Source organism: Prosthecobacter sp., from assembly GCF_044232965.1.
Classification (GTDB): Bacteria; Verrucomicrobiota; Verrucomicrobiia; order Verrucomicrobiales; family Verrucomicrobiaceae; genus Prosthecobacter.
This window is the reverse complement of the sequence record NZ_JBIIKX010000100.1, coordinates 1-18,060: the sequence shown is the minus strand read 5'-3', so window position 1 is coordinate 18,060 and position 18,060 is coordinate 1. Positions and strand designations below refer to the sequence as shown.

The 18,060-nt window shown below is 60.3% G+C and carries 15 protein-coding genes and 1 pseudogene; all 16 read right to left on the bottom strand.

The window, feature by feature from the left end; genetic code table 11:
- Positions 1-601: pseudogene (locus ACILSI_RS24740) on the bottom strand (hypothetical protein); the annotation flags it as partial.
- Between the two features lie 7 nt (positions 602-608).
- Positions 609-2,180 (bottom strand): hypothetical protein, encoded by a 1,572-nt coding sequence (locus ACILSI_RS24735; protein WP_395724603.1) that lies wholly within the window; start codon positions 2,178-2,180, stop codon positions 609-611.
- Positions 2,181-2,201: 21 nt separating this feature from the next.
- Complete coding sequence (locus ACILSI_RS24730) at positions 2,202-3,683, bottom strand: hypothetical protein (protein ID WP_395724602.1); 1,482 nt, start codon at positions 3,681-3,683, stop codon at positions 2,202-2,204.
- A complete protein-coding gene (locus tag ACILSI_RS24725) occupies positions 3,680-6,118 on the bottom strand; it encodes an alpha/beta hydrolase fold domain-containing protein (RefSeq protein ID WP_395724601.1) in 2,439 nt (812 codons plus the stop codon). Before ACILSI_RS24725 ends, ACILSI_RS24730 begins: the two co-directional genes overlap by 4 nt.
- Complete coding sequence (locus tag ACILSI_RS24720) at positions 6,115-7,299, bottom strand: hypothetical protein (RefSeq protein WP_395724600.1); 1,185 nt, start codon at positions 7,297-7,299, stop codon at positions 6,115-6,117. The genes ACILSI_RS24725 and ACILSI_RS24720 overlap by 4 nt, the downstream gene beginning before the upstream one ends.
- Positions 7,296-7,622, bottom strand: a complete 327-nt coding sequence (locus ACILSI_RS24715; RefSeq protein ID WP_395724599.1) for a DUF1905 domain-containing protein — start codon at positions 7,620-7,622, stop codon at positions 7,296-7,298. The genes ACILSI_RS24720 and ACILSI_RS24715 overlap by 4 nt, the downstream gene beginning before the upstream one ends.
- On the bottom strand, positions 7,619-8,359 hold the full coding sequence (locus ACILSI_RS24710) for a phytanoyl-CoA dioxygenase family protein (RefSeq protein ID WP_395724598.1): 741 nt from the start codon (positions 8,357-8,359) through the stop codon (positions 7,619-7,621). The genes ACILSI_RS24715 and ACILSI_RS24710 overlap by 4 nt, the downstream gene beginning before the upstream one ends.
- Positions 8,356-9,180, bottom strand: coding sequence for an aldo/keto reductase (locus ACILSI_RS24705; protein WP_395724597.1), 825 nt, complete (start codon positions 9,178-9,180; stop codon positions 8,356-8,358). Before ACILSI_RS24705 ends, ACILSI_RS24710 begins: the two co-directional genes overlap by 4 nt.
- Complete coding sequence (gene eno, locus ACILSI_RS24700; RefSeq protein ID WP_395724596.1) at positions 9,177-10,469, bottom strand: phosphopyruvate hydratase; 1,293 nt, start codon at positions 10,467-10,469, stop codon at positions 9,177-9,179. The genes ACILSI_RS24705 and eno overlap by 4 nt, the downstream gene beginning before the upstream one ends.
- Positions 10,466-11,401, bottom strand: a complete 936-nt coding sequence (locus ACILSI_RS24695) for a phosphotransferase family protein (protein WP_395724595.1) — start codon at positions 11,399-11,401, stop codon at positions 10,466-10,468. The genes eno and ACILSI_RS24695 overlap by 4 nt, the downstream gene beginning before the upstream one ends.
- Positions 11,398-12,237, bottom strand: a complete 840-nt coding sequence (gene bla / locus ACILSI_RS24690; protein ID WP_395724594.1) for a subclass B3 metallo-beta-lactamase — start codon at positions 12,235-12,237, stop codon at positions 11,398-11,400. Before bla ends, ACILSI_RS24695 begins: the two co-directional genes overlap by 4 nt.
- A gap of 7 nt (positions 12,238-12,244) precedes the next feature.
- Positions 12,245-13,060 carry an HpcH/HpaI aldolase/citrate lyase family protein gene (locus ACILSI_RS24685; RefSeq protein WP_395724593.1) on the bottom strand — a complete coding sequence of 272 codons (816 nt, stop codon included), beginning with the start codon at positions 13,058-13,060 and terminating at the stop codon, positions 12,245-12,247.
- Positions 13,057-14,250, bottom strand: coding sequence for an SGNH/GDSL hydrolase family protein (locus ACILSI_RS24680; protein ID WP_395724592.1), 1,194 nt, complete (start codon positions 14,248-14,250; stop codon positions 13,057-13,059). The genes ACILSI_RS24685 and ACILSI_RS24680 overlap by 4 nt, the downstream gene beginning before the upstream one ends.
- Before the next feature lie 7 nt (positions 14,251-14,257).
- On the bottom strand, positions 14,258-15,565 hold the full coding sequence (locus ACILSI_RS24675; RefSeq protein WP_395724591.1) for a hypothetical protein: 1,308 nt from the start codon (positions 15,563-15,565) through the stop codon (positions 14,258-14,260).
- Between the two features lie 31 nt (positions 15,566-15,596).
- Positions 15,597-17,810 carry a c-type cytochrome gene (locus tag ACILSI_RS24670; RefSeq protein ID WP_395724590.1) on the bottom strand — a complete coding sequence of 738 codons (2,214 nt, stop codon included), beginning with the start codon at positions 17,808-17,810 and terminating at the stop codon, positions 15,597-15,599.
- Positions 17,811-17,860: 50 nt separating this feature from the next.
- Positions 17,861-18,060, bottom strand: a 200-nt coding sequence (locus ACILSI_RS24665) for a hypothetical protein (RefSeq protein WP_395724589.1), incomplete at its 5' end; no start/stop codon positions are given.

The window sequence follows — 18,060 nt, the reverse complement described above, 5'->3', positions numbered from 1 at the left end:
TGCCCTCGCCTTGCATCCAGTAGAGCGCCTTCATTTCAAACTTCGCGCCCGCTGCTTTCGCCTGCTCCACCGCACGCCGTGCATCATCCAAACTCGTCTTGTAATACCCGCCGCCATGCCTCCGCGACTCCGGTGTGCGCTCATCCACCGACAAATTCGCGCTCGACAGTTCCTGAATTTGTCGCCCGCCCTGTCCGGCACACGCCACGAGAAACCGCTGCCCGTTCTTCGTCTCCCCAGCCTTGTCGAAACCAACAAGCGCTGCTTTGAAATGATCCGCCATCCCATTTGCCACCGTCTCACCGAGCCCACCATTCACCGTCGCCCGCAACGGCACGAGTTGAAACAACGCTTCAGGCCGCTTCTCCGGCGTCGCCGAGTTGTCCTTCGGCAACCACGTCCGCACGCCACGCTGAAACATCACATTGCCCCAGCCGCTGTCTTCAGTCGAGACCACTGGCAGCGACTCTGAGCCATCACATAGCGACTGTCCCATCAGCCAGATCCCAGAGATGGACTCTTTCGGCTTCACCTCAGCAGCGTTTGCGAGGAGCAACAATGATGCACCGATGATGGCGAAGTGAGAGCAGGAGATCTTCATGGATGGTTCACTTGGTGAACTGGAACGAATAGACATCTGCGTCCTGGAGCGCGAAACGAAGACGCACAGGCCTTTCGGCGAGCGCAGTGACATCGGCACCGTTCTTCCACGTCACAGACCGCTCTAAAGTGTCGCCGAACAGCGGGTCGCATTCATTGAGGGCAAATCCCGGCAGCGCCTTGCCATTCACATCCTGGATTTCCACCCGCACACCGCCAACGGCGGAGGTCGCAAAGTTCAGCGTGAGCCTGGCTCCCTTGAAGGTCAGCGGCTTGGTGATCAACTCCCCGCCGCTCATCGGGGCCTGCACAGAGACGAAGCCGTCCAACCGCAGCGTGTGACGACGCAGCGCGCCGCTCTTGCTCGCCCCGGTCCAGTAGCTCTCAGTGGCATAGAAGGACAGCTCATCGGGCGCTCCCTCCATCTGCGACTTTGTTTCCACGATCTGCCAGCCCAGGTAATGGCTGCCATAGAACCAGGTGCCAGGCCGCTCGATGCCGGGCCGCAGAAATGCTTCATTCCAGCGCTTGAACCGCACCCCGTCGCGGCTCGCCATGAACAAGCCCTCGGTGAGGGCTGTGCCGTAACGATCGGCGAACTTCGAGCGCAGTTCGCGATGCCCGCGCTCCGGCAGCTCCCGCATGGAGCCCGACCAGCCGCGTTCGATGTAGCGTGTGGGGAAGCCGATCAGCAGATGAGGGGCGCGATGGTAAGGCGTTACTGCATTAGTGTAGAGTTCCTCGGCGGGTGAATCCGCGTAGCTCAGGTTCTGCTGGTTTTCCCAATGAATGAAGTCCTTCGACGTCGCCATGCGAATGTCACGATGACCACTTGGTTTCCAGTTCTTCTCCGTGGTCTCACCGCCGGTGAAGTAGCGCCAGTAAGCGCGATACTCTCCGCGCACGGAATCCCAGAAGGCGATGTTCTGCGAATCAAAGGCACCCGCCGTGATGACCGGCGCATCGCTCATCAAGGACCAATGCAGACCGTCGGCGGACTTAAACGCGGCGAGCCCGTTCGGTTTTCTGGAGTGCGCCAGCGCCTTGTAGCGGGCATCGGGCGCAGCCTGCAGGTTGTCGTCCCTGAAGAACGCCGCATTCTCCATATCGAGGGTCATGCTTCCGGCAGGTCCGCCAACCATCACAATGTTGTTGGCCTTGGAACCCCTGAACTCATGGAGCCCCAGATCCGGCTTGATCCAGTGAATGCCATCTTTGCTCTCGGCATAGCAGTAGAACATCGGGTGCCCGTCGCTTTTGAGTTTGCCACCCTCCACGGTGAGGTTCCAGCCGCGGTAGTACATGCGGTAGCGATCCCCGTCCTTGAAGATGCTGTGATACCCCGAGGCACTTCCCTCCCATGGGGAGTCATGCGTGATGGCGATCTCCTGAGGAACGGGTTGATGCAGTCGCAGCTCGGCCTTGCCAGTGAGTTCCTCCACCAGCGCGTCATCCACAAACAGTTCACGGCGCGAGCCGATGTCGAGCGGCGTGTCTGCGGCGGACATCTGGCTGGCGGTCAAAAGCAACAAGCCCGTGGCAGCAGCGATGGATGGTCTGAGGTTGTATCGGAGACTCATGGTATTGAGGTGCGCACAGGTTTATTTGATGAACAGGAACGAGAAGATGTCCGCGTCCTTCATGGAAAAGCGCAAACGCACGGGCTTGCCAGCGAGCGAACTGACATCGGTGCCGGACTTCCAGGTGACTTTGCGATCCAGTTCATTGCCGATCTGAGTGACACAATCCTCGACCGAGAAGCCGGAGATGGCTTTGCCAGCGGCATCCTCAAACCCGACTTTCACGCCACCGGCGGCGGAGGTGGAGAAGTTCAGCGACAGCTCACGACCAGCGAACACCAGCGGCTTCGTGATGGCATGACCACCGGCGTAACTGCAATGCAACGAGGCAAAGCCGTCTGTGCGCAGCGAGTAACGGCGCATGTGCGCAGTCGGTTGAGCGTAGTCTTGATTCACAAACACAGACATCTCATTCGGCCCTGTGGACACCACATTGAGCGCAGGGTAGTTCGTGCGTGACACCCAGTTCTGCGCGCCGATGCCGCCGCGGATAAAACCTTCGAGGAAGGTGCGGTCATAAAAACCGACATGCTCAGCGCCTTCGACCGGGCGCGTGGTCATGAAGATGGCGTCGGAGGTGTCTTTGAAGTAACCTGGATTTACCTGGATGGCCTTGGCCTGCTCATCGCTGAGCACGCGACGTCCGGGCATGAAGCGCGCGGCGATTGCCACGTAGAGATGCGGGGCGCGGAAGTAAGGATGCGTCTGGTTGGTGTAGAGGTGCTCGATGGGCGCTTCCATCTCAGGATTGCGATACTCCAACAGCACGGGTGCCGACCACTTCAGAAAGTCCGTGCTCTCGCTGCGCACGATGCGACGGATGCCTTTCTCAAACACACGGTAGTAGGCCACATATTTGCCCTCTGCCGCCGACCAGAAGGGCACGTTCTGCGAGTCGAACATGTATTTGTAGGGCACCATCGCTTTGCTGATGACCGGATCAGCAGTCATCTTCTGCCAGCGATAGCCGTCGGGTGATTTCCACGCCGTCAGGCCACCGCCTTCCATGGTGCCGCCGAAGGCTTTGAAACGTTCACCCGCAGGCACACCGGGACGTTCATCGCGGAACGGGCTGAAGTTGTGTGTCGCCGTGTTGACCTTCATGAGCACCACATTGTTTTGCTTTGAGCCCATGACTTCAAAGAGGCCCAGCTCTGGCTTGGACCAAGTGCGCCCATCGGTGGACTCGGCGCAGCAGGTGAGTTCCTCCTCGCTGCCATCCTTGTTCGCCACGGCCTTGCCTCGGTAGTAGGCGCGCAGTCGCCCATCCTCGAGCGTCACGATGGTGGCATAGCCGCTAAAGAGACCTTCCCAAGGCTTGTCGAACTTGAGGGCGATGCCTTCATCGCGTGGTGTGTGCAGTCGCAGGCTCGTCCCGTTGAGCTTGTCGATCAGGAAACGATCCACAAACAGCTCACGACGACTGCCGATTTGGATGGGATCAGCGGCGCCGGCAAAGGTGCTGGAAAACAGCAGGGCGGTGAAGAGGATGCGTCGTGTCATGGTTGGCTGGGTTTCAGGTGTTGAATCAAAAGTTCTTGAAGAGTGGTCGCTGGTTGGCCGTCCATCGGATGATGCACCTCGCAGTTCACGCCGAGAGGCTGCAGCGTGTCTTGGAGCATCAAACCGAGCACCGCGCTGTGCGTCGGATCTTTCTGCGGCTCGCCTTTGACGGGTGGTTTGTCCTCCTTGGTCGTCAAGATGACCGCGAAAGGATCATCCGCGCTCGCGTGGGACATCGGCGAGTAGCGGCGGAGGTCTTCGAGGTGCTTGTCGCGATTGGCGAGGAAGGGCGCGAAGGTCTCTTTTCGCGTTTTACCGATGTAGCCGAAGGCGTGGCCGCCGTATTCGCTGTTGGGGATCCATTCGACGAGCTGTTTCGGATCGAGCGAGGGCTGCGGAGCCTTCGTGACGGTGAAAAGCACCCGTGTGGACTCGCGGGCGATGGGATCCGCACTCTTCGCATCCGCCAAATCATCGTGCATCGCCAGCCAGAGACTGGAGCAGCCGCCGGCACTCACGCCGCTCGCGGCGATGCGTGTTTTGTCGAGGTTCCACTCGGCCGATTTCGAGCGCAGATGCTGCAACGCCCGCGCAGCATCCATCAGCGGCCATTGCAGCGGTGGTGTGACCTTTGCGGCGTTCGCATCGACGAGGAAGCGGTAGTTGATCGACGCCACGGAGATGCCGGCATCGAGAAACGCGCGCACGTCGAGGTGCTGATGAATGTCAGTCTTGTCCTGCGCGCCCCAGCCGCCGCCGTGGATGTAAAACACCACCGGCGAGGGCTTCTCCGACTTCGCCAGCCACACATCCATCGTCTGGCGGAAGTGTGGACCATATGCCACATCGACGAAAGTCGCGGGCGTGGCATCGGCCTTGTCAGTGGCGTAAAGCTTGCGCACCTCGGCAGGTGGCATCCAGCCGTTCGGACGTTGTTCATCCGGCTCGTAGGCGCAAGTGATGAAGTAGAGTCCGCCGTCCGCGAGTTTCTGCGGTGGCACGTTCACCTGCACCTGCGTGAAGCCATCGGCGAACCAGCTCTCATAGCCATCGGCGGCATTGGATTTCAAAGTGTGGCCATTAAGCTGCACATCAAGCTTGGTGGGTGCTCGATAGGGCAATCGCATGCGAAAGCCGATGCCTCGCGTGATCTTCGCGTCCGTCGTCGCGGCGAGCAGTTGCTCGTTGGGTGACTCCATCGCCACTTTGAGTTCAGGACCGGCTTCGATGAACTTTTTCACCGCTTCGGGAAACTCCTTCTCGACGATCTTTTTCTTCGCCGCAGCCGTCGTGGCCACCACGAGGCTCTCGCGGCCCACGGTCTGCGGGTAGAGGAAACCGAGCGCAAAGTCGCTCTGCTGATTCCACAGCTCCACGCGGCTCGCGCGACGTTCCGTCGCATTCCGGCCATACGCGGTCACATAATGCCCGACGAAGTGCCTCATGCGGTTCACGGGATAACCGGGTGTTTTTTCATCCAGCCAGATCTCGTTGCCGATCTTCATGAGGCCCTTCATCCGCGCCACGAGGCTCTGCTCCCACGCCACCTCCTGCGTGATGACCATCGTGTGATATTTCGCGTAGCCGTAGTGCGCGGAATAAAACATCGGCATGCCGTGCCATAGCTTGCGGCCCAGCGGTGCGAGCTCCGGCCCCCAAAACGTACGCTGAGCATCTGCCTCGAAGCGATCCGATGGAAAGCCGGCTTCTTTACCCGCAGAAATCATCGCCTCGGTCACGCGCCAGTCCCACGGCCGCAACGCGTAGTTCGAATACGCCCCTCCCGTCACCTCCGTCATGATTTGGCCATGATACATGCGCCGCGAGCCGAGCTGGTCCGGCGCATACTCCTGCAAACCGGTGCCGTGCAGGTCCGTATGCACCTCCGGCTGGTATTCGTCGATCACCGACAGCACCGCCGCGAGTTCGGGCGCGTCCTCCGGCTTCGTCAGCGTGAGCGACTTCACATCCCACAGCTTCCCGATGCGAGCTGAGCCCGTGTAAGGATCGACGCCGTGCTCATTGCGAAAGCGATCCGTGTAAAACATCGCCAGTGGATTTACGCATGGCATGACGAGCACGATCTGCCGCTTCCGCGTCTCCACCGCCAGCGGATCATCGCTAAGGCACCACTCCGCAAACGCCATCGCGCCAGTCGTGCCCGTGCGCTCCGGGCCGCTGTGCAGTGTGGTAACGAGACAGACCTGCTTGTCCGTGCTCTTCACCGTTGGATCAGTGATCTTCAGCAAATACACCGGCATGTTCTGCCCGCTCATGCCACGCGATTCGAGCACAGCGACCTTCGGATAAACCTTCCGCCAATGCGCCAGCGTGCCTGCATACTCCTCCCACGTCAGGCGGTGCATCGGCGGATACTTTTCCTGCGCCAGCAGCGGTGAAAGGAGGGCTATAAAGGCGAACACGAGATGTTTCATGGTTTGTAATCTGGCGGCATGAGTTTGAGCAATGCTTGCACGTCAGCACCGGTTGCCGCGCTGCCTTCGGGCATGGCTTTGCTGTTGATGAGGCAGTTATTCCAGGTGGCCGAGTCTGTGACTTTGAAGTCGAGATTATCAAAAGTGCAGTTCTTCGCATCAAGCACGGCCCGCAACGCGACGCTGCCGACTCGCGGCTCCCCGAGGCGGCGAAGATGAACGTTGTCCATGCTCATGCGACAGTCGCCGATTGCGCGTCCGGTGATGGTGAGTGGGTTCTGCGCGGAGGAAAGGACTAGGGCGTTTGTGATCGAGTAGCGGCCTTCATCAAGGAAGTAGAGATCGAAGCCAACGTTGCGGGCAATGAATATGTTCCGGTAGCTTGTTTGTGCCGTGCCTGTGTCACAGATGCCGGTGCTGTTGCCGATGCTGACAAAGCCATCCACGCGATACTGCGCCGATTCATGAGCGCTGATGCCATCGTCGCCGCATTCAATGGCGCGGATGTTTTCAAACACGCAGTCGCGGCAGTCGCCGTGAATGTTGAAGCCGTCGTTGTAGGGATGCGTGGCGGTGAGGTTCTTGATCACGATGTGCGCATTGTCGCCACTGAACTGCACGCCCGCACTGCGCACTGGCGCGAAGATGTTCGCCTCGGCGAGCTTCTGACCGGGAGAGAGTTTGATGAAGAAGGCACCGTAGATCTGCTTTGATGGCGGTTTCTCGCGTGAGGGGTCTTTGACGAAGGTCCATTCGCCGGGCTGAAGGTCTTCAGGCTTTTTTAGCCGAGCGCTACGGCCTTTGGACGTGCGGCCCATGAGCTGCATCTTGCCATCGAAGAGAAAGAACCAGCGACCAATGAGGGCGTCGCTTATGCCCGGCAGCAGATTGTCTGCCGCAAAGAGATCGGGAGAAACTTCCTTCCACTTCGCATGATCAAGCGGGTCGGAACCTTCAAGTGTCGCACCGTGACCGTCGAGCGATACGGGTTTCCCGGGCTCGCATTTCTTGTCGTAGAAGCCGGCATAGTCACGATAGACCTTCGGTTCGAGATGGATCGTGTCGCCAGGCTGCGCAGCCTTGATGGCAGCATGGATGGTGGGAGCGTCCTTGCCGACGTGGATGTCTGCGGCATGAATTCGCGCCGCAGCGATGAGGAGAAAGCAGAGATGAGGTTTCATTCGAGCGGGTGGATGGGGCCTAGGATGCGTTCTCGATCCATACGCAGTTCCACGGCGACCTTGTCGCCATCGCCTTTGCTGCCGCGAATCTTCTTCGGCACCGGAAGGAAGGTCTTTTTCCTTTTCGAGACCTTCCAGATCGTCGTCTTCCATGTTTTACCATCGACGGTGGCGATGACCGGCGTCATGCCCCAGGAACTGGTGACGGGAGGCGAGATGCGTTTGGGCAATGCAACGAAGGTCCAGGCACCCTTGCCTTCTGTGGTGAAGAGTGCGCCGATGAAGTTGTGGACTTCATCAAAAGGATCGCGATGAGGGCTCATGCGGGCGGTGTGGCGGCGACAGCCGCTGCGTAGGCTTCTTTGAGCTTTGGATCAGTCTGCGTGTGGCTGCCGCGATAAACGAGCAACAGGCCAAGACGGGAGAAGTCAGTCGTGTTGGGTGCGGAGTGATGGATCGTTTCGCACTGATGGATGGTGGCATCGCCGGGAGCGAGGAGGCCGCAGAATTGCTCGCTGAGCGGCACGGTGGATGGGTCCACCATGCCGATGCTGTTGCCGCGCACGCCGCTGGGTTTGGTGGGTTGCATACCCTCTTTGTGCGAGCCTTTGACGAAGAAAACGGGACCGTTTGCCTCGGTGACAGCATCAATGGCGATCCAGACGGTGAGCATGTCCGGCGGGGTCTGGCAGAAGTAGGCGTTGTCTTGATGGTATGGCACACCTGAGCCGATGCGCGCGGGTTTGTTGAAGGTCTCGACTCCCACGAGCAAAGGCTCGCCATGCACGAACGGGGCAATGAAGGCGAGGATGTCAGTTCGCTCACCAAGCTGGCGGAAGAAGGTGTTGTATTTCTCCAAGCGCCAGAGATTGCGCACAGTCTTCTCATCCTTTTCGAAGGTGCGGGCATCCACAGGCTGCACGGCGAGGTCATCGCGGATGTAGCGGTCGAGTTCGGCACGCACAGCGGCGACTTCATCGGCGCTAAGGAACTGAGGGACGCGCACGACGCCGTCGTTTTCATATTCGGCCAGGAGTTCGGTGTTGTTGATCGTATTCATGAAGTGAGTTCGGCAAAGAGGGCGGGATCATTGAAAGCCATCGCGGCAAAGGCCTGATCGAGATGCTCGGGCGAGCGTCCGCCGATAAGCACGGTGTCGATGCCCGGCTGGTGCAAGGCCCACGCAAGAGCGAGGTGAGCCTGTGGATGGCCCGTGCGTGTGGCCACGGCTTCGAGCTTGGCTAGTCGCTGAAACGCCGAGTCGTGGAAATACACATTTTGATGCCCTGGGATGATTTCAAAGCGTGAGCCGGCCTGCACTCCGTTCCGATGCTTTCCGGTGAGGAATCCGGCTCCAAGCGGGCTGTAGGTGAAAATGGCGATGCCATTCGCAGTGCAGTAGTCACGGAACTCGTCACTCACCTCACTCACGGCGAGATTGTGGTTGTTTTGCACCACGCTGAAGCGCGACCCGGTGGCCTGGAGTTGCTCCAAGGTGAAGTTGCTGGCACCGAGCTGCCTTACCAAGCCGGTTCGGACGAGTTCATCGAGTGCGGGACCGGCTTGAATCGCGGTTTCATGCCATTGATGAAGATAGAGCAGATCAAGTTGCTCCACACCGAGCCGTTTCAGGCTGGGGGCGATGTCGATGTGCTCGCACTGCGCGAAAATCTTCGTGGCGACGGTGATGCCTTCGGGTTTTCGCGAAGCCAACCACTTGCCGAGGATCGTCTCCGATGCGCCACCGCCATAAGCCGCTGCGGTGTCGAAATGCCGCACGCCGCGCTCCCAAGCGTGATCGAGCAGCGCGAAGGATGCCGCTTCGTCGATCTCACGTCCGAAGGTGACGCAGCCGAGGCCGATCTGGGGGCGCGCTTTCATGTGAGCTGGATGCCTGCGCTAGAAAAGATGCTCGCGCCGATGAAGCGGGCGCGGCTGCCAAGCTGTCGTTGGATGCGCAGAACCTCGTTCCACTTCGCCATGCGCTCGCTGCGGCTGAAAGAGCCGACTTTGAGCTGGCCGGCGTTGGTGGCGACGGCGAGGTGAGCGATGAAGGCGTCTTCCGTCTCGCCAGAGCGGGCGGAGACGACGGGCAGCCAGCCAGCGGCCTGGGTGCGGCGGATGGCGGCAAGGGTTTCGGTGACGGTGCCGATCTGGTTGAGCTTGATGAGCACGGCGTTGGCGGTGTTTGCAGCGATACCGCGCTCGATGCGGGTGATGTTCGTGGTGAAGTGATCGTCGCCGATGAGCTGGCAGCGATGACCGATGGCGTTGCGAACGATCTTCCAGCCTTCCCAATCGTCCTCGGCCATGGGATCCTCAATGGAGACGATGGGATACTTGTCCACCCATTCGATCATGAGCGCGGCGAACTCCTCGGTGGTGAAGCGGCGCTTTTCGAGGCCGAGCGTGTAATGGCCGTCGTGGAAGAGATCGGTGGCGGCGATGTCGAGCGAGATGCCAACTTCGCGCCCCGGCGTGTAACCCGCGAGTTCGATGGCGGCGAGCAATGCATCGAAGACATCCTCGTTGCGATCAAACATGGGCCAGTAACCGCCTTCGTCGGCTACACCCGCGAGCGTGCCGCGCTGACGCATGATGTCGGCGGCGGCGTGAAAGACGTTCGAGGTGACTTCGAGCGTTTCATCATACGATTTGGCCGTGAGGGCCATGATCATGAAGTCCTGGATGTCGATGCGGCCCTGCGCGTGTTTGCCGCCGCCGAAGATTTGGATCTCAGGAAGCGGCAGGAGTGTTCCCTCGCCCCCGCCGAGGGATTCAAAGAGCGGAATGCGTTTCGCATTCGCCGCCGCCTGTGCGACGGCCATGGAAGTGCCGAGGATGGCATTGGCACCGAGACGCGATTTGCCGGGTGTGCCGTCGAGAGCGATCAAGGCGGCATCGAGGCCACTTTGATCGAAAACATCGCGTCCGACGACTTCGCGGGCGATTTCGCCTTTTACATGCGAAACGGCTTTGAAGACCGATTTGCCGCGAAAACGGCTCTGGTCGCCATCGCGAAGCTCCAAGGCCTCATGATGGCCTGTGGACGCACCGGAAGGCACGAGACCGTGACCCGTGGAGCCGTCTTCGAGCGTCGCGATGACCTCGACGGTGGGATTGCCACGGCTGTCGTAGATTTGAAGGGCGTCGAGCGAGGTGATTTTCATGTCCAGGAGGCAGTCAATGCTGCAAGCGAAGGCGGATGGGGCAGGTGTGCGAGAACGAAGCGGGTGACTTGGGCTTTCTGAACTTCGCTGAGGTATTCGACGGGCGAGTTCCCATGCACGCGGGCGAGCAGGAGGCAGAGGAGGAGCTTCACGGTGCGCTCTTTGTGGTCGTGGCCGCAGGCGTGGGAGTAGGCGGACCAAAACGCGGGCACGAGTGCGCTGGCGTGCGGATGCAGCAGGGCCTTCAGATGCAGATGCGTGAGCATGAAAGCCGTGTCGAAGGCGGGATCGCCGAACCAGGCGCATTCGGCATCGAGCACGATGAGTCGCTGCGGGCTGACGAGGAGGTTTTTCGGGCTGTAGTCGCCGTGGACGAGGGCGAGTTGTGTTTCGGCGAGTCGTGTGGCTTCAGCTCGGAGAATGGACGCGACTTCGGGGACACGCTCGGCTGTTTTGAGCAGGTAAGGCTCGATGCGCAGCGCGTGGAAGTTCGGCAGTGTGTTGAATCGTGCGCGGGCGGCATCATCCAGCCACGAGGCGGCGTGCAGGCGGCCCAAAACGTGGCCAGCGAGCCTCGCGGTGCTTTCATCGGCTTCGCCAGTGATGAGCTTGGCTTTCCAGTTTGGTATCTCACCGAGGTATTCCATGGCGAACCAACCGTCGCCGCGGCCAAGGATGCGCGGCACATGCGCTGGTATGATGGGTGCGGCGTAGTCGAAGAAGTCCTGCTCCACGCGATTGCGCGAGACATCGGCGAACCAGTCGTCTTTGACGCGAAGCTTCTCCAAGGCCGTTTTGACAACGATCGGGGCGCTCTCGGACTCGATGAGCACGATGTCGCTCGACACACCGCCCGTGAGCGGTGCCACGCGCACCTCACCAGCGATCAATCCGGCGCTTTGAAGGCGGGGGAGAATATCTGCGGTGGTCATTTGGCCTGCTGCTTCGCGAATTCAGTGAGGAAGGCTTTCTCGCGATCCTCGACGTAGCGGTGGTAGCCTTCGGGGTCGATGAAGTGATTGGTTCCTCCAGCGACGAGGAATCGCGTGTGCTTGGCATTCATGTCGTAGTAGCCGCCGTGGGCTCCGAGGAAGAGATCGACGGGCTGCGCTTTGAGGAAGCGGAAGGTGCGCTCGTAGTCGGTAGCGATACCGGGGTAGTCTTTGTTGCCGACGAGGATGTAGCCGGGGTTTACATTCGGGCTGCCTATGATCACGGCGTTGAGGCCATCGACCTTCATCGTCCACGTTGTGCAGCCGCGAGTGTGGCCGGGCGTGAGATTTGCGATGAGCGTGCTGCCGCCGAGCTTCACTTCGTCGCCGTCTTTGAGTCGGCGGTCCACTTTGGCGGGTGTGAACTGCGTGTAGTCGGCCTTGAGCCGTGACTTCTTCGCACCGCCGCTTTCCACCGCATCGGCATCTTCCTCCATGACGAAGTATTGCGCTTTCGTCTGTTTGATGATCTCCGCGCTGCCTGCGCAATGATCCGAGTGTGCGTGGCTGATGAGCAGGATCTTCACGTCGGTGAATTTGAAGCCGAGCTTTTCGATGCTGGTGCGAATGAGCGGCACGGACTCCTCGAAGCTGCTGTTGATGAGGATATGTCCCTCCGGCGTGGCGATGAGATAGGACGCGAGGTCTTTGGAGCCGACGTAGTAGAGATTCCCGGCAATCCTATGCGGCGGGAAGGGCTCCATCCAGGCTGCGGGCTGAGCGGCGGCAAAGAGCGTAGAGCCGAGGGCGAAGAGAATGGGAAGCAGGGATTTCATGAGCGCTTCAGTACGTTTTGCCTTCAGGAATCACAGGCACACCGGCGACTTCGCCGAGAATGGAGTCGAAGTCAGCGGCGCAGGCGGTGAAGTGGGCGTGGACGGCGCCGAATTCGCTGCCGTGGACAATGAATTGGGCACCGAGGTCGATGAGGGTCTTCGCATCGGCGGCAGAGCCGACGGGGCGGCCCCAGGCTTTGCCGTACTTTTTGCAGGCGGCGGCGATTTGCTTCTGCACGTCCATCATGCCGGGATCATTGACGCCGGGGGTGCAGCCGAGGCGCAGGGACATGTCTCCGGGGCCGATGAAGAGGATGTCCACGCCGGGAACGGAGGCGATTGCATCGACGTTGGCGAGTGCGGCGGGTGTTTCGATTTGGACGGTGAGGAAGGTCTCGCGATTGGCTTGGTCCGTGTAATCAGCGGGTTTGCCGATCCAGTAGTCGGCATCGCGTCCACCACCGCAGAAGCCGCGGTCGCCGAGTGGCGGGAATTTGATCGCACTGACGAGAGCGCGGGCTTCATCGGCGCTGCCGACATGCGGAATCATCAAACCGGCCGCGCCGTCTTCGAGAAGGCGGTAGAGGCCGTTTTTTTCTTTGGTGGGCGGACGCCACATGCAGTCGATGTCGGCAGCGTGATGACGACCGAGCATGGTTTCGATTTCACGGTCTTCCCACGCGCGGTGCTCGCCGTCGAGCCAAATGCCGTCGTAGTGAAAATGGGCGGCCATGGCCGGGAAGAAGGCGATGGGTGAACCACAGCAGCAGATGCGGGCGACTTTGCCAGCGCGGAGCTTGGCGAGAACTTTGGATTTTCTCATAAGGAATCAGTTTTGGGATTGATGTGTTGAGTGAGCAGTGTGGTTAATGCGGAGGCATCGCCAGCGAGCATATGGAGGTCTTGAGCATCGATCAAACGACGGGCGAGAGCTTCGTGCTGTTGTTCTTCGGTGGAGAGCTTAGTTTTGGCAGCGGAGGGTAGTGCGACGATGACGTCCCACTGCTGCGGGCCGAAGCTGAGGGACCAGTTCATGATCCATGAGTAGCTTTTGTGGAAGGCTTCGGGCTTTTGCACAGGAAGTGAACCCGGCACGGCGATGAGCACGAGATCCTGCGCCATCGTGCGGACTTTTTTGGCGTATTCTTCGAGTTGGGCAAGTGTCTGGCCTTCCGTGGGCCATTGGGTGACGTTGACGACGGCTTTGGGATAGAGCTGCTGAATCGCGGGAGCGATGAGCGTGTCATAGGGCGGCATGGCGAGCACTTTGACGGGCTTGCCGGCTTTGAGAAGAGCGAGCGTATGACGCAGGGCGGGCAAAGGCGGGCCGATGTCTGCGAGCGATGTTTTCTGGCCGGTGATGGTCTGCGCGATGGTTTCGGCGAAGAGTTTGTGACCAGCCATGTTGGGGTGGATGGGATCGCTGAGGAGCAGATTCCATTCGAGGGCGTCTTTGCTATGCACGGCCTCAAAAGCGGCGAAGCAATCGGCGACGGGGAGTGATTCGGCTTTGGCGATGTCGCGGATGGCCTGCGTGAATTCGGCGAGTTTGGCTCCGGGGCGCTGGGGGGACTCGACGATGGAGTTTTGCGTGCAGAGGATGACCTCGGCGTCGATGGCACGGCAGCGGCGGATGATTTCGCGGAGGTTGTTTTGGAAATCGGCAATGGGTGTGCGCACGAGGTCGTTCATGCCGAACATGATGGTGACGAGATGCGGCTTGTGAGCGAGGACGTCGCGCTCCAGGCGCTTGAGAGCGCCGGTGGTGGTGTCGCCGCTGATGCCGGCATTGCGCACGGTGACCTGGGCCTGCGGATGGATTTTTTGCAGAGCGATTTGCAGCATCTCGGGATACGCGCGCAGTCCGCCGCTGTGGTAATAGACGCCGGTGATGCTGTCGCCGATGCAGACGATGCGGATGGTTTTTTTGCCAGCGGCAAGGAGTTGCGCGGTTTTGAGCGGAGCTGCTGAGAGCAGGCTCACGCAGGTGAGAAGGAACAGGAGAATGCGCATGGTGGATTTAAAGGGTATCGAGACTGAGGCGGGGCGCTCTGCCGAGTTGTGGAAGCAGGCTGTGATTGTCGAGGCCGAAGTGGCGTTCGCCTTCGCTCATCTTCGGCTGTTTTTTTCGTGCCGTGGCGAGCTGTTCGGAGACGGCGGCGGCATCGGCGAGCTGTGGAAACAAGGGGCCGAGCAAGGCTTTGAGCGCAGGATCGAGAAAAGCCGCGTCTGTCTGGAAGAGGGCGATGCCATCCACGCCTTCATCATAGTTTCGGGCGATCCTTTCGAGAAAGCCGCGTGCGTTGGCGATGACGCCTTTCCCGGTGACGGTGTTGGCTCCGCCATGAATCTTGGCACCGTGGGCGCGGGCCAGCTCGACATAGGGCCGGGTGGTGTCGGGGTAGTCGAAATCCCAAATCCACAATGGGTCGAGGGCGATCTCATCCACCCAGCCCTCTTTGTGCCAGGTGCGTAGGTCCAAACCTTCCATCAAGTTCAGGTCGAGCGTGGCCTCGGGAATACGGACCATCACCGGCACTTTGCGCTTCGTGGTTTTCTCCAACTCGCGGAGCTGGGCGCGGAGGTCACGCATGAAGAGGTTCACGAAGCCAGCGCGATGCTGCGCCCACGCGAGGAACTCGGGTGAGCCGACACGCATCAGCCGTGGATCATCACGGCCAGCCTTCAGCCACGGATCGAGGATTTTCGGATGATAGCGGGCGATAGGCGGCTGGCGGCAGAAGTCGAGGCAAAGACCATGTGCACCGATTTGCGCGACCTCCAGCAGCACGGCGATGCGTTCGGCGCGATATTCGGGAATGGCAAAGCTGACCTTGGTGCCATCCACCTGACCACCGCGATGCCGCTCCATCCACTCGGGATGCCCGGCGATGTATTTGGAGCGCAAACCGCCGCCCAGTGCGTCGCCATAGTGACGGTTCATGCCGAGTCGGCCGTAGATGACCATGTTGTTTTTCTCGGCGAAGGACAAAGCGGCACGCAAAGAGCATTCGTGACGGAATGAATCGCCGATGACCTTTGTCTCCGGTCGTGTATCGCCCACATACATCGTCGAAGTGGGCAACGCACTCTGGTAATCCAGCGTGCTGCGGCCTAGCGCCCACATGACATGACGGATGCCGTGATCGAGATGCGCTTGCAGGCAGTCCGCAGAATCATGCCCGCTCGTTTGCTGCTTCTCATAGAGCCACTGCCAAAGCTCGGCCATGCCCCAGACCGTCTTCTTTTTCGCGTCGGCTGCTGAAGCAGGAAGCCACACCGAGGCGAGAGTGCCTGCGGCGCTGGTGAGGAGATGGCGGCGGTTCATGGCGTCAAAGGCTGCTTCCGACTGTTGCGCGTCACTGCTTTTTCACCCGCTCCCGCAGTTCCTCGGCCGTCCATGGCGTTTTTCGGTCGGCGGTTTCGCTGCGGATGGTTTTAATGGCGGCAGGAACAACAGGCTTTTTCCATTGGTGCCAGCGTTCGCCGACGAAATTCAGCACGCTGGCGATTTGCTCGTCGTTATAGACTTGCGCCAACGGGAGCATGACGCCTTCGCCGTAGTTGATGCCTTCGATGGGGCCGGTTTGGCCGTGGAGGAGGATGCGGGCGAGGGTGGGGATGTCGCCGTTGTTTTTGAACCAGGGTGATTGCGCGATGGCGGGCGCGAGGAGTTTGTCCCCTTGCTTCACGCCGAGGCCATCGGGACCGTGGCAGGCGGTGCAGAGCGTCTGATAGATTTGCTGGCCTTGTTTGGCGGAAGTGCCCAGTTCGGCGAGTGAAGCGGTGGTTTTTTCCTTCTCGATGATCGCCGCGAGAAGCGGCTGTGTGCTAGCTTGCGCACTGAGACCAGCGGGAATGGATGCCTTGATGCTGCGATGGGCCAGATAGACCTGCGCGAGCACTTGCGGATCGGGATCGCTGATCAAAGCGGCGAGCGCGGCGGTGATGTCGGCATCGTGTTTGGCGAAAAAGCTCTCGCTGATCTGCACGGCGGCTCGGCGGACGCGTGGTTGCGGGTGTTTGAGGTTGGCGAGCAGCACGTCCTTCGGCAGCGACTTGAGGCCATCAAGGGTCCACATCGCGTGGATGCGGGCATTCGTGTCGCTGTGCTGGCGTGCGATGGTGATGAGCGTGGGTGCGATGCTGGAGTCGCGTTTGTTGACGAGGAGCATCTGCGCGGTGTCGCGCCACCAGCCGTTCGGATGGGCGAGGTGCGCAGTGAGTTGCTCCGGCGTTTCATCCAGCATTCGCGGCTGCGGGCCTGGCTTTTTACCATCGGGCACGAGGCGGTAAATGCGACCATGGCGCACCACTTTGGTCATGCCCCATTTTTTGACGCGATGATAGCGCTCCACCCAGTCCACGAGCTTGTCCTTGCGATAACCTTCGACGTAGCGGGCTTTCATCTCGGCACTGACCTCGGTGGGGAACCATTCTTTTTCCTGAATGATGCCGCGATACATGTCGGCGATGTAGAGGCAGCCGTCGGGGCCGCTTTCTGTCCACACGGGACGGAAATAGGCGTCGGTGCTGCGGATGAACTCGCTCTGTGGATAGGCGTTGTGTGCGACGGCGATGCCGTTCTTCCGCTCGAAGCGGCTGAGGCGAATGAAGCGGCCCACAGGCTCGCAAGTGGTCATGTAGCCGTGGAACTCGGGCATGAGCGGACTGCGCAGGATGGTCTGGCCGCAGCAGGCGGAGAAGCTGGTGAGGATGTGCTGCTTCTCGAAGTCGTAACCGCCGGAGGAGTCGTCCCACACTTTGCAGATGGAATAAGGTCTGCCGTAGTCAACACCGTGCTCCCTCACTCGCAGCACGGGATAGCCGGCGGGGAGCTGAAAGCCCTGCGCGGGATTCGCCCCACCGGCGCGGGTGCCGTAGAGGATGCCATCGTCATCGCGGGCGAGCCCCCATTGGCTGAAGCGGCCGTCGGGATAGTTGATCGGCTCCAACTGGCCGTCGTCGCGCAGGCGAAAACGCAGGTCGTTGGTGGCGATGACGTTGTCGAGATTCCAAAGAATGCCCGTGCGCTGATGCTCGATGTTGCCGTTGTCCGGCCCGGTTTTGAAGATGAGTTCCTTGCGGTCGGAGACACCATCTTTGTCGTCGTCAAAGTAGGACCAGTAAGAGCCATCGCCGGTGAAGCTCACGATCACGCGATCACCCATCGGCAGCACCGTGCGAGGCAGCAGGGCGTTATCAATGAAGACGGTGCGCTTGTCCATGATGCCATCGCCATCCGTGTCCACGAGCTTCACCACGCGGCTGACGGTCTTCATTTGATCCGTGGCAAACTCGTCCTGCATGTAACTGCGCCATTCGCAGACATAAAGCGCCCCATTCGGATCAAAGGCAAAGGACACCGGCTCCTCGACCATTGGCTCGCTCGCCACGCATTCGAGATGATAGCCCCTGGGCACCTCGATGGTCTTGATGGCGTCCGCCGGCGAGAGCGGCGGGAAAGTCGTGTCCGGGTTCCAGCCTTGTGGTGGGCTGTCTGCGGCGATGAGCGGTGCTGAGAGGCTGGCGAGCTGAAGAATGAAAGGTAGGAGGGCAGCACGGAGTTTCATGAGAGAGAAGACTGGTTGGATGATGGAAACGGTTGCGGGTTAGCTTCACTTCATTTTGCCCCTGCCTCGCGCAAACTGACGGCTTCCAGCACGGTGTCGGGAGCTTGTGAAGCGCGGATGCATACCTGCGCCCACGCGACTTCGGGTGAACCGATGACCGCGAGTTCTTTTGTCCCCTGGACGACGGGCGCGGAGTCGGTGGTGATGGCACCGCCATCGGGCTTGGCCTTGGTGCGGAGGAAGACTTGGG

What these genes read in the sequence shown, in the direction of transcription:
- ACILSI_RS24680 (WP_395724592.1), bottom strand. Translation starts at nt 14,250, where the DNA reads ATGCGCATTCTCCTGTTCCTTCTCACCTGCGTGAGCCTGCTCTCAGCA.
- ACILSI_RS24695 (WP_395724595.1), bottom strand. Translation starts at nt 11,401, where the DNA reads ATGACCACCGCAGATATTCTCCCCCGCCTTCAAAGCGCCGGATTGATC.
- ACILSI_RS24720 (WP_395724600.1), bottom strand. Translation starts at nt 7,299, where the DNA reads ATGAAACCTCATCTCTGCTTTCTCCTCATCGCTGCGGCGCGAATTCAT.
- ACILSI_RS24710 (WP_395724598.1), bottom strand. Translation starts at nt 8,359, where the DNA reads ATGAATACGATCAACAACACCGAACTCCTGGCCGAATATGAAAACGAC.
- ACILSI_RS24675 (WP_395724591.1), bottom strand. Translation starts at nt 15,565, where the DNA reads ATGAACCGCCGCCATCTCCTCACCAGCGCCGCAGGCACTCTCGCCTCG.
- ACILSI_RS24705 (WP_395724597.1), bottom strand. Translation starts at nt 9,180, where the DNA reads ATGAAAGCGCGCCCCCAGATCGGCCTCGGCTGCGTCACCTTCGGACGT.
- ACILSI_RS24730 (WP_395724602.1), bottom strand. Translation starts at nt 3,683, where the DNA reads ATGACACGACGCATCCTCTTCACCGCCCTGCTGTTTTCCAGCACCTTT.
- ACILSI_RS24715 (WP_395724599.1), bottom strand. Translation starts at nt 7,622, where the DNA reads ATGAGCCCTCATCGCGATCCTTTTGATGAAGTCCACAACTTCATCGGC.
- ACILSI_RS24725 (WP_395724601.1), bottom strand. Translation starts at nt 6,118, where the DNA reads ATGAAACATCTCGTGTTCGCCTTTATAGCCCTCCTTTCACCGCTGCTG.
- bla (WP_395724594.1), bottom strand. Translation starts at nt 12,237, where the DNA reads ATGAAATCCCTGCTTCCCATTCTCTTCGCCCTCGGCTCTACGCTCTTT.
- ACILSI_RS24670 (WP_395724590.1), bottom strand. Translation starts at nt 17,810, where the DNA reads ATGAAACTCCGTGCTGCCCTCCTACCTTTCATTCTTCAGCTCGCCAGC.
- ACILSI_RS24735 (WP_395724603.1), bottom strand. Translation starts at nt 2,180, where the DNA reads ATGAGTCTCCGATACAACCTCAGACCATCCATCGCTGCTGCCACGGGC.
- eno (WP_395724596.1), bottom strand. Translation starts at nt 10,469, where the DNA reads ATGAAAATCACCTCGCTCGACGCCCTTCAAATCTACGACAGCCGTGGC.
- ACILSI_RS24685 (WP_395724593.1), bottom strand. Translation starts at nt 13,060, where the DNA reads ATGAGAAAATCCAAAGTTCTCGCCAAGCTCCGCGCTGGCAAAGTCGCC.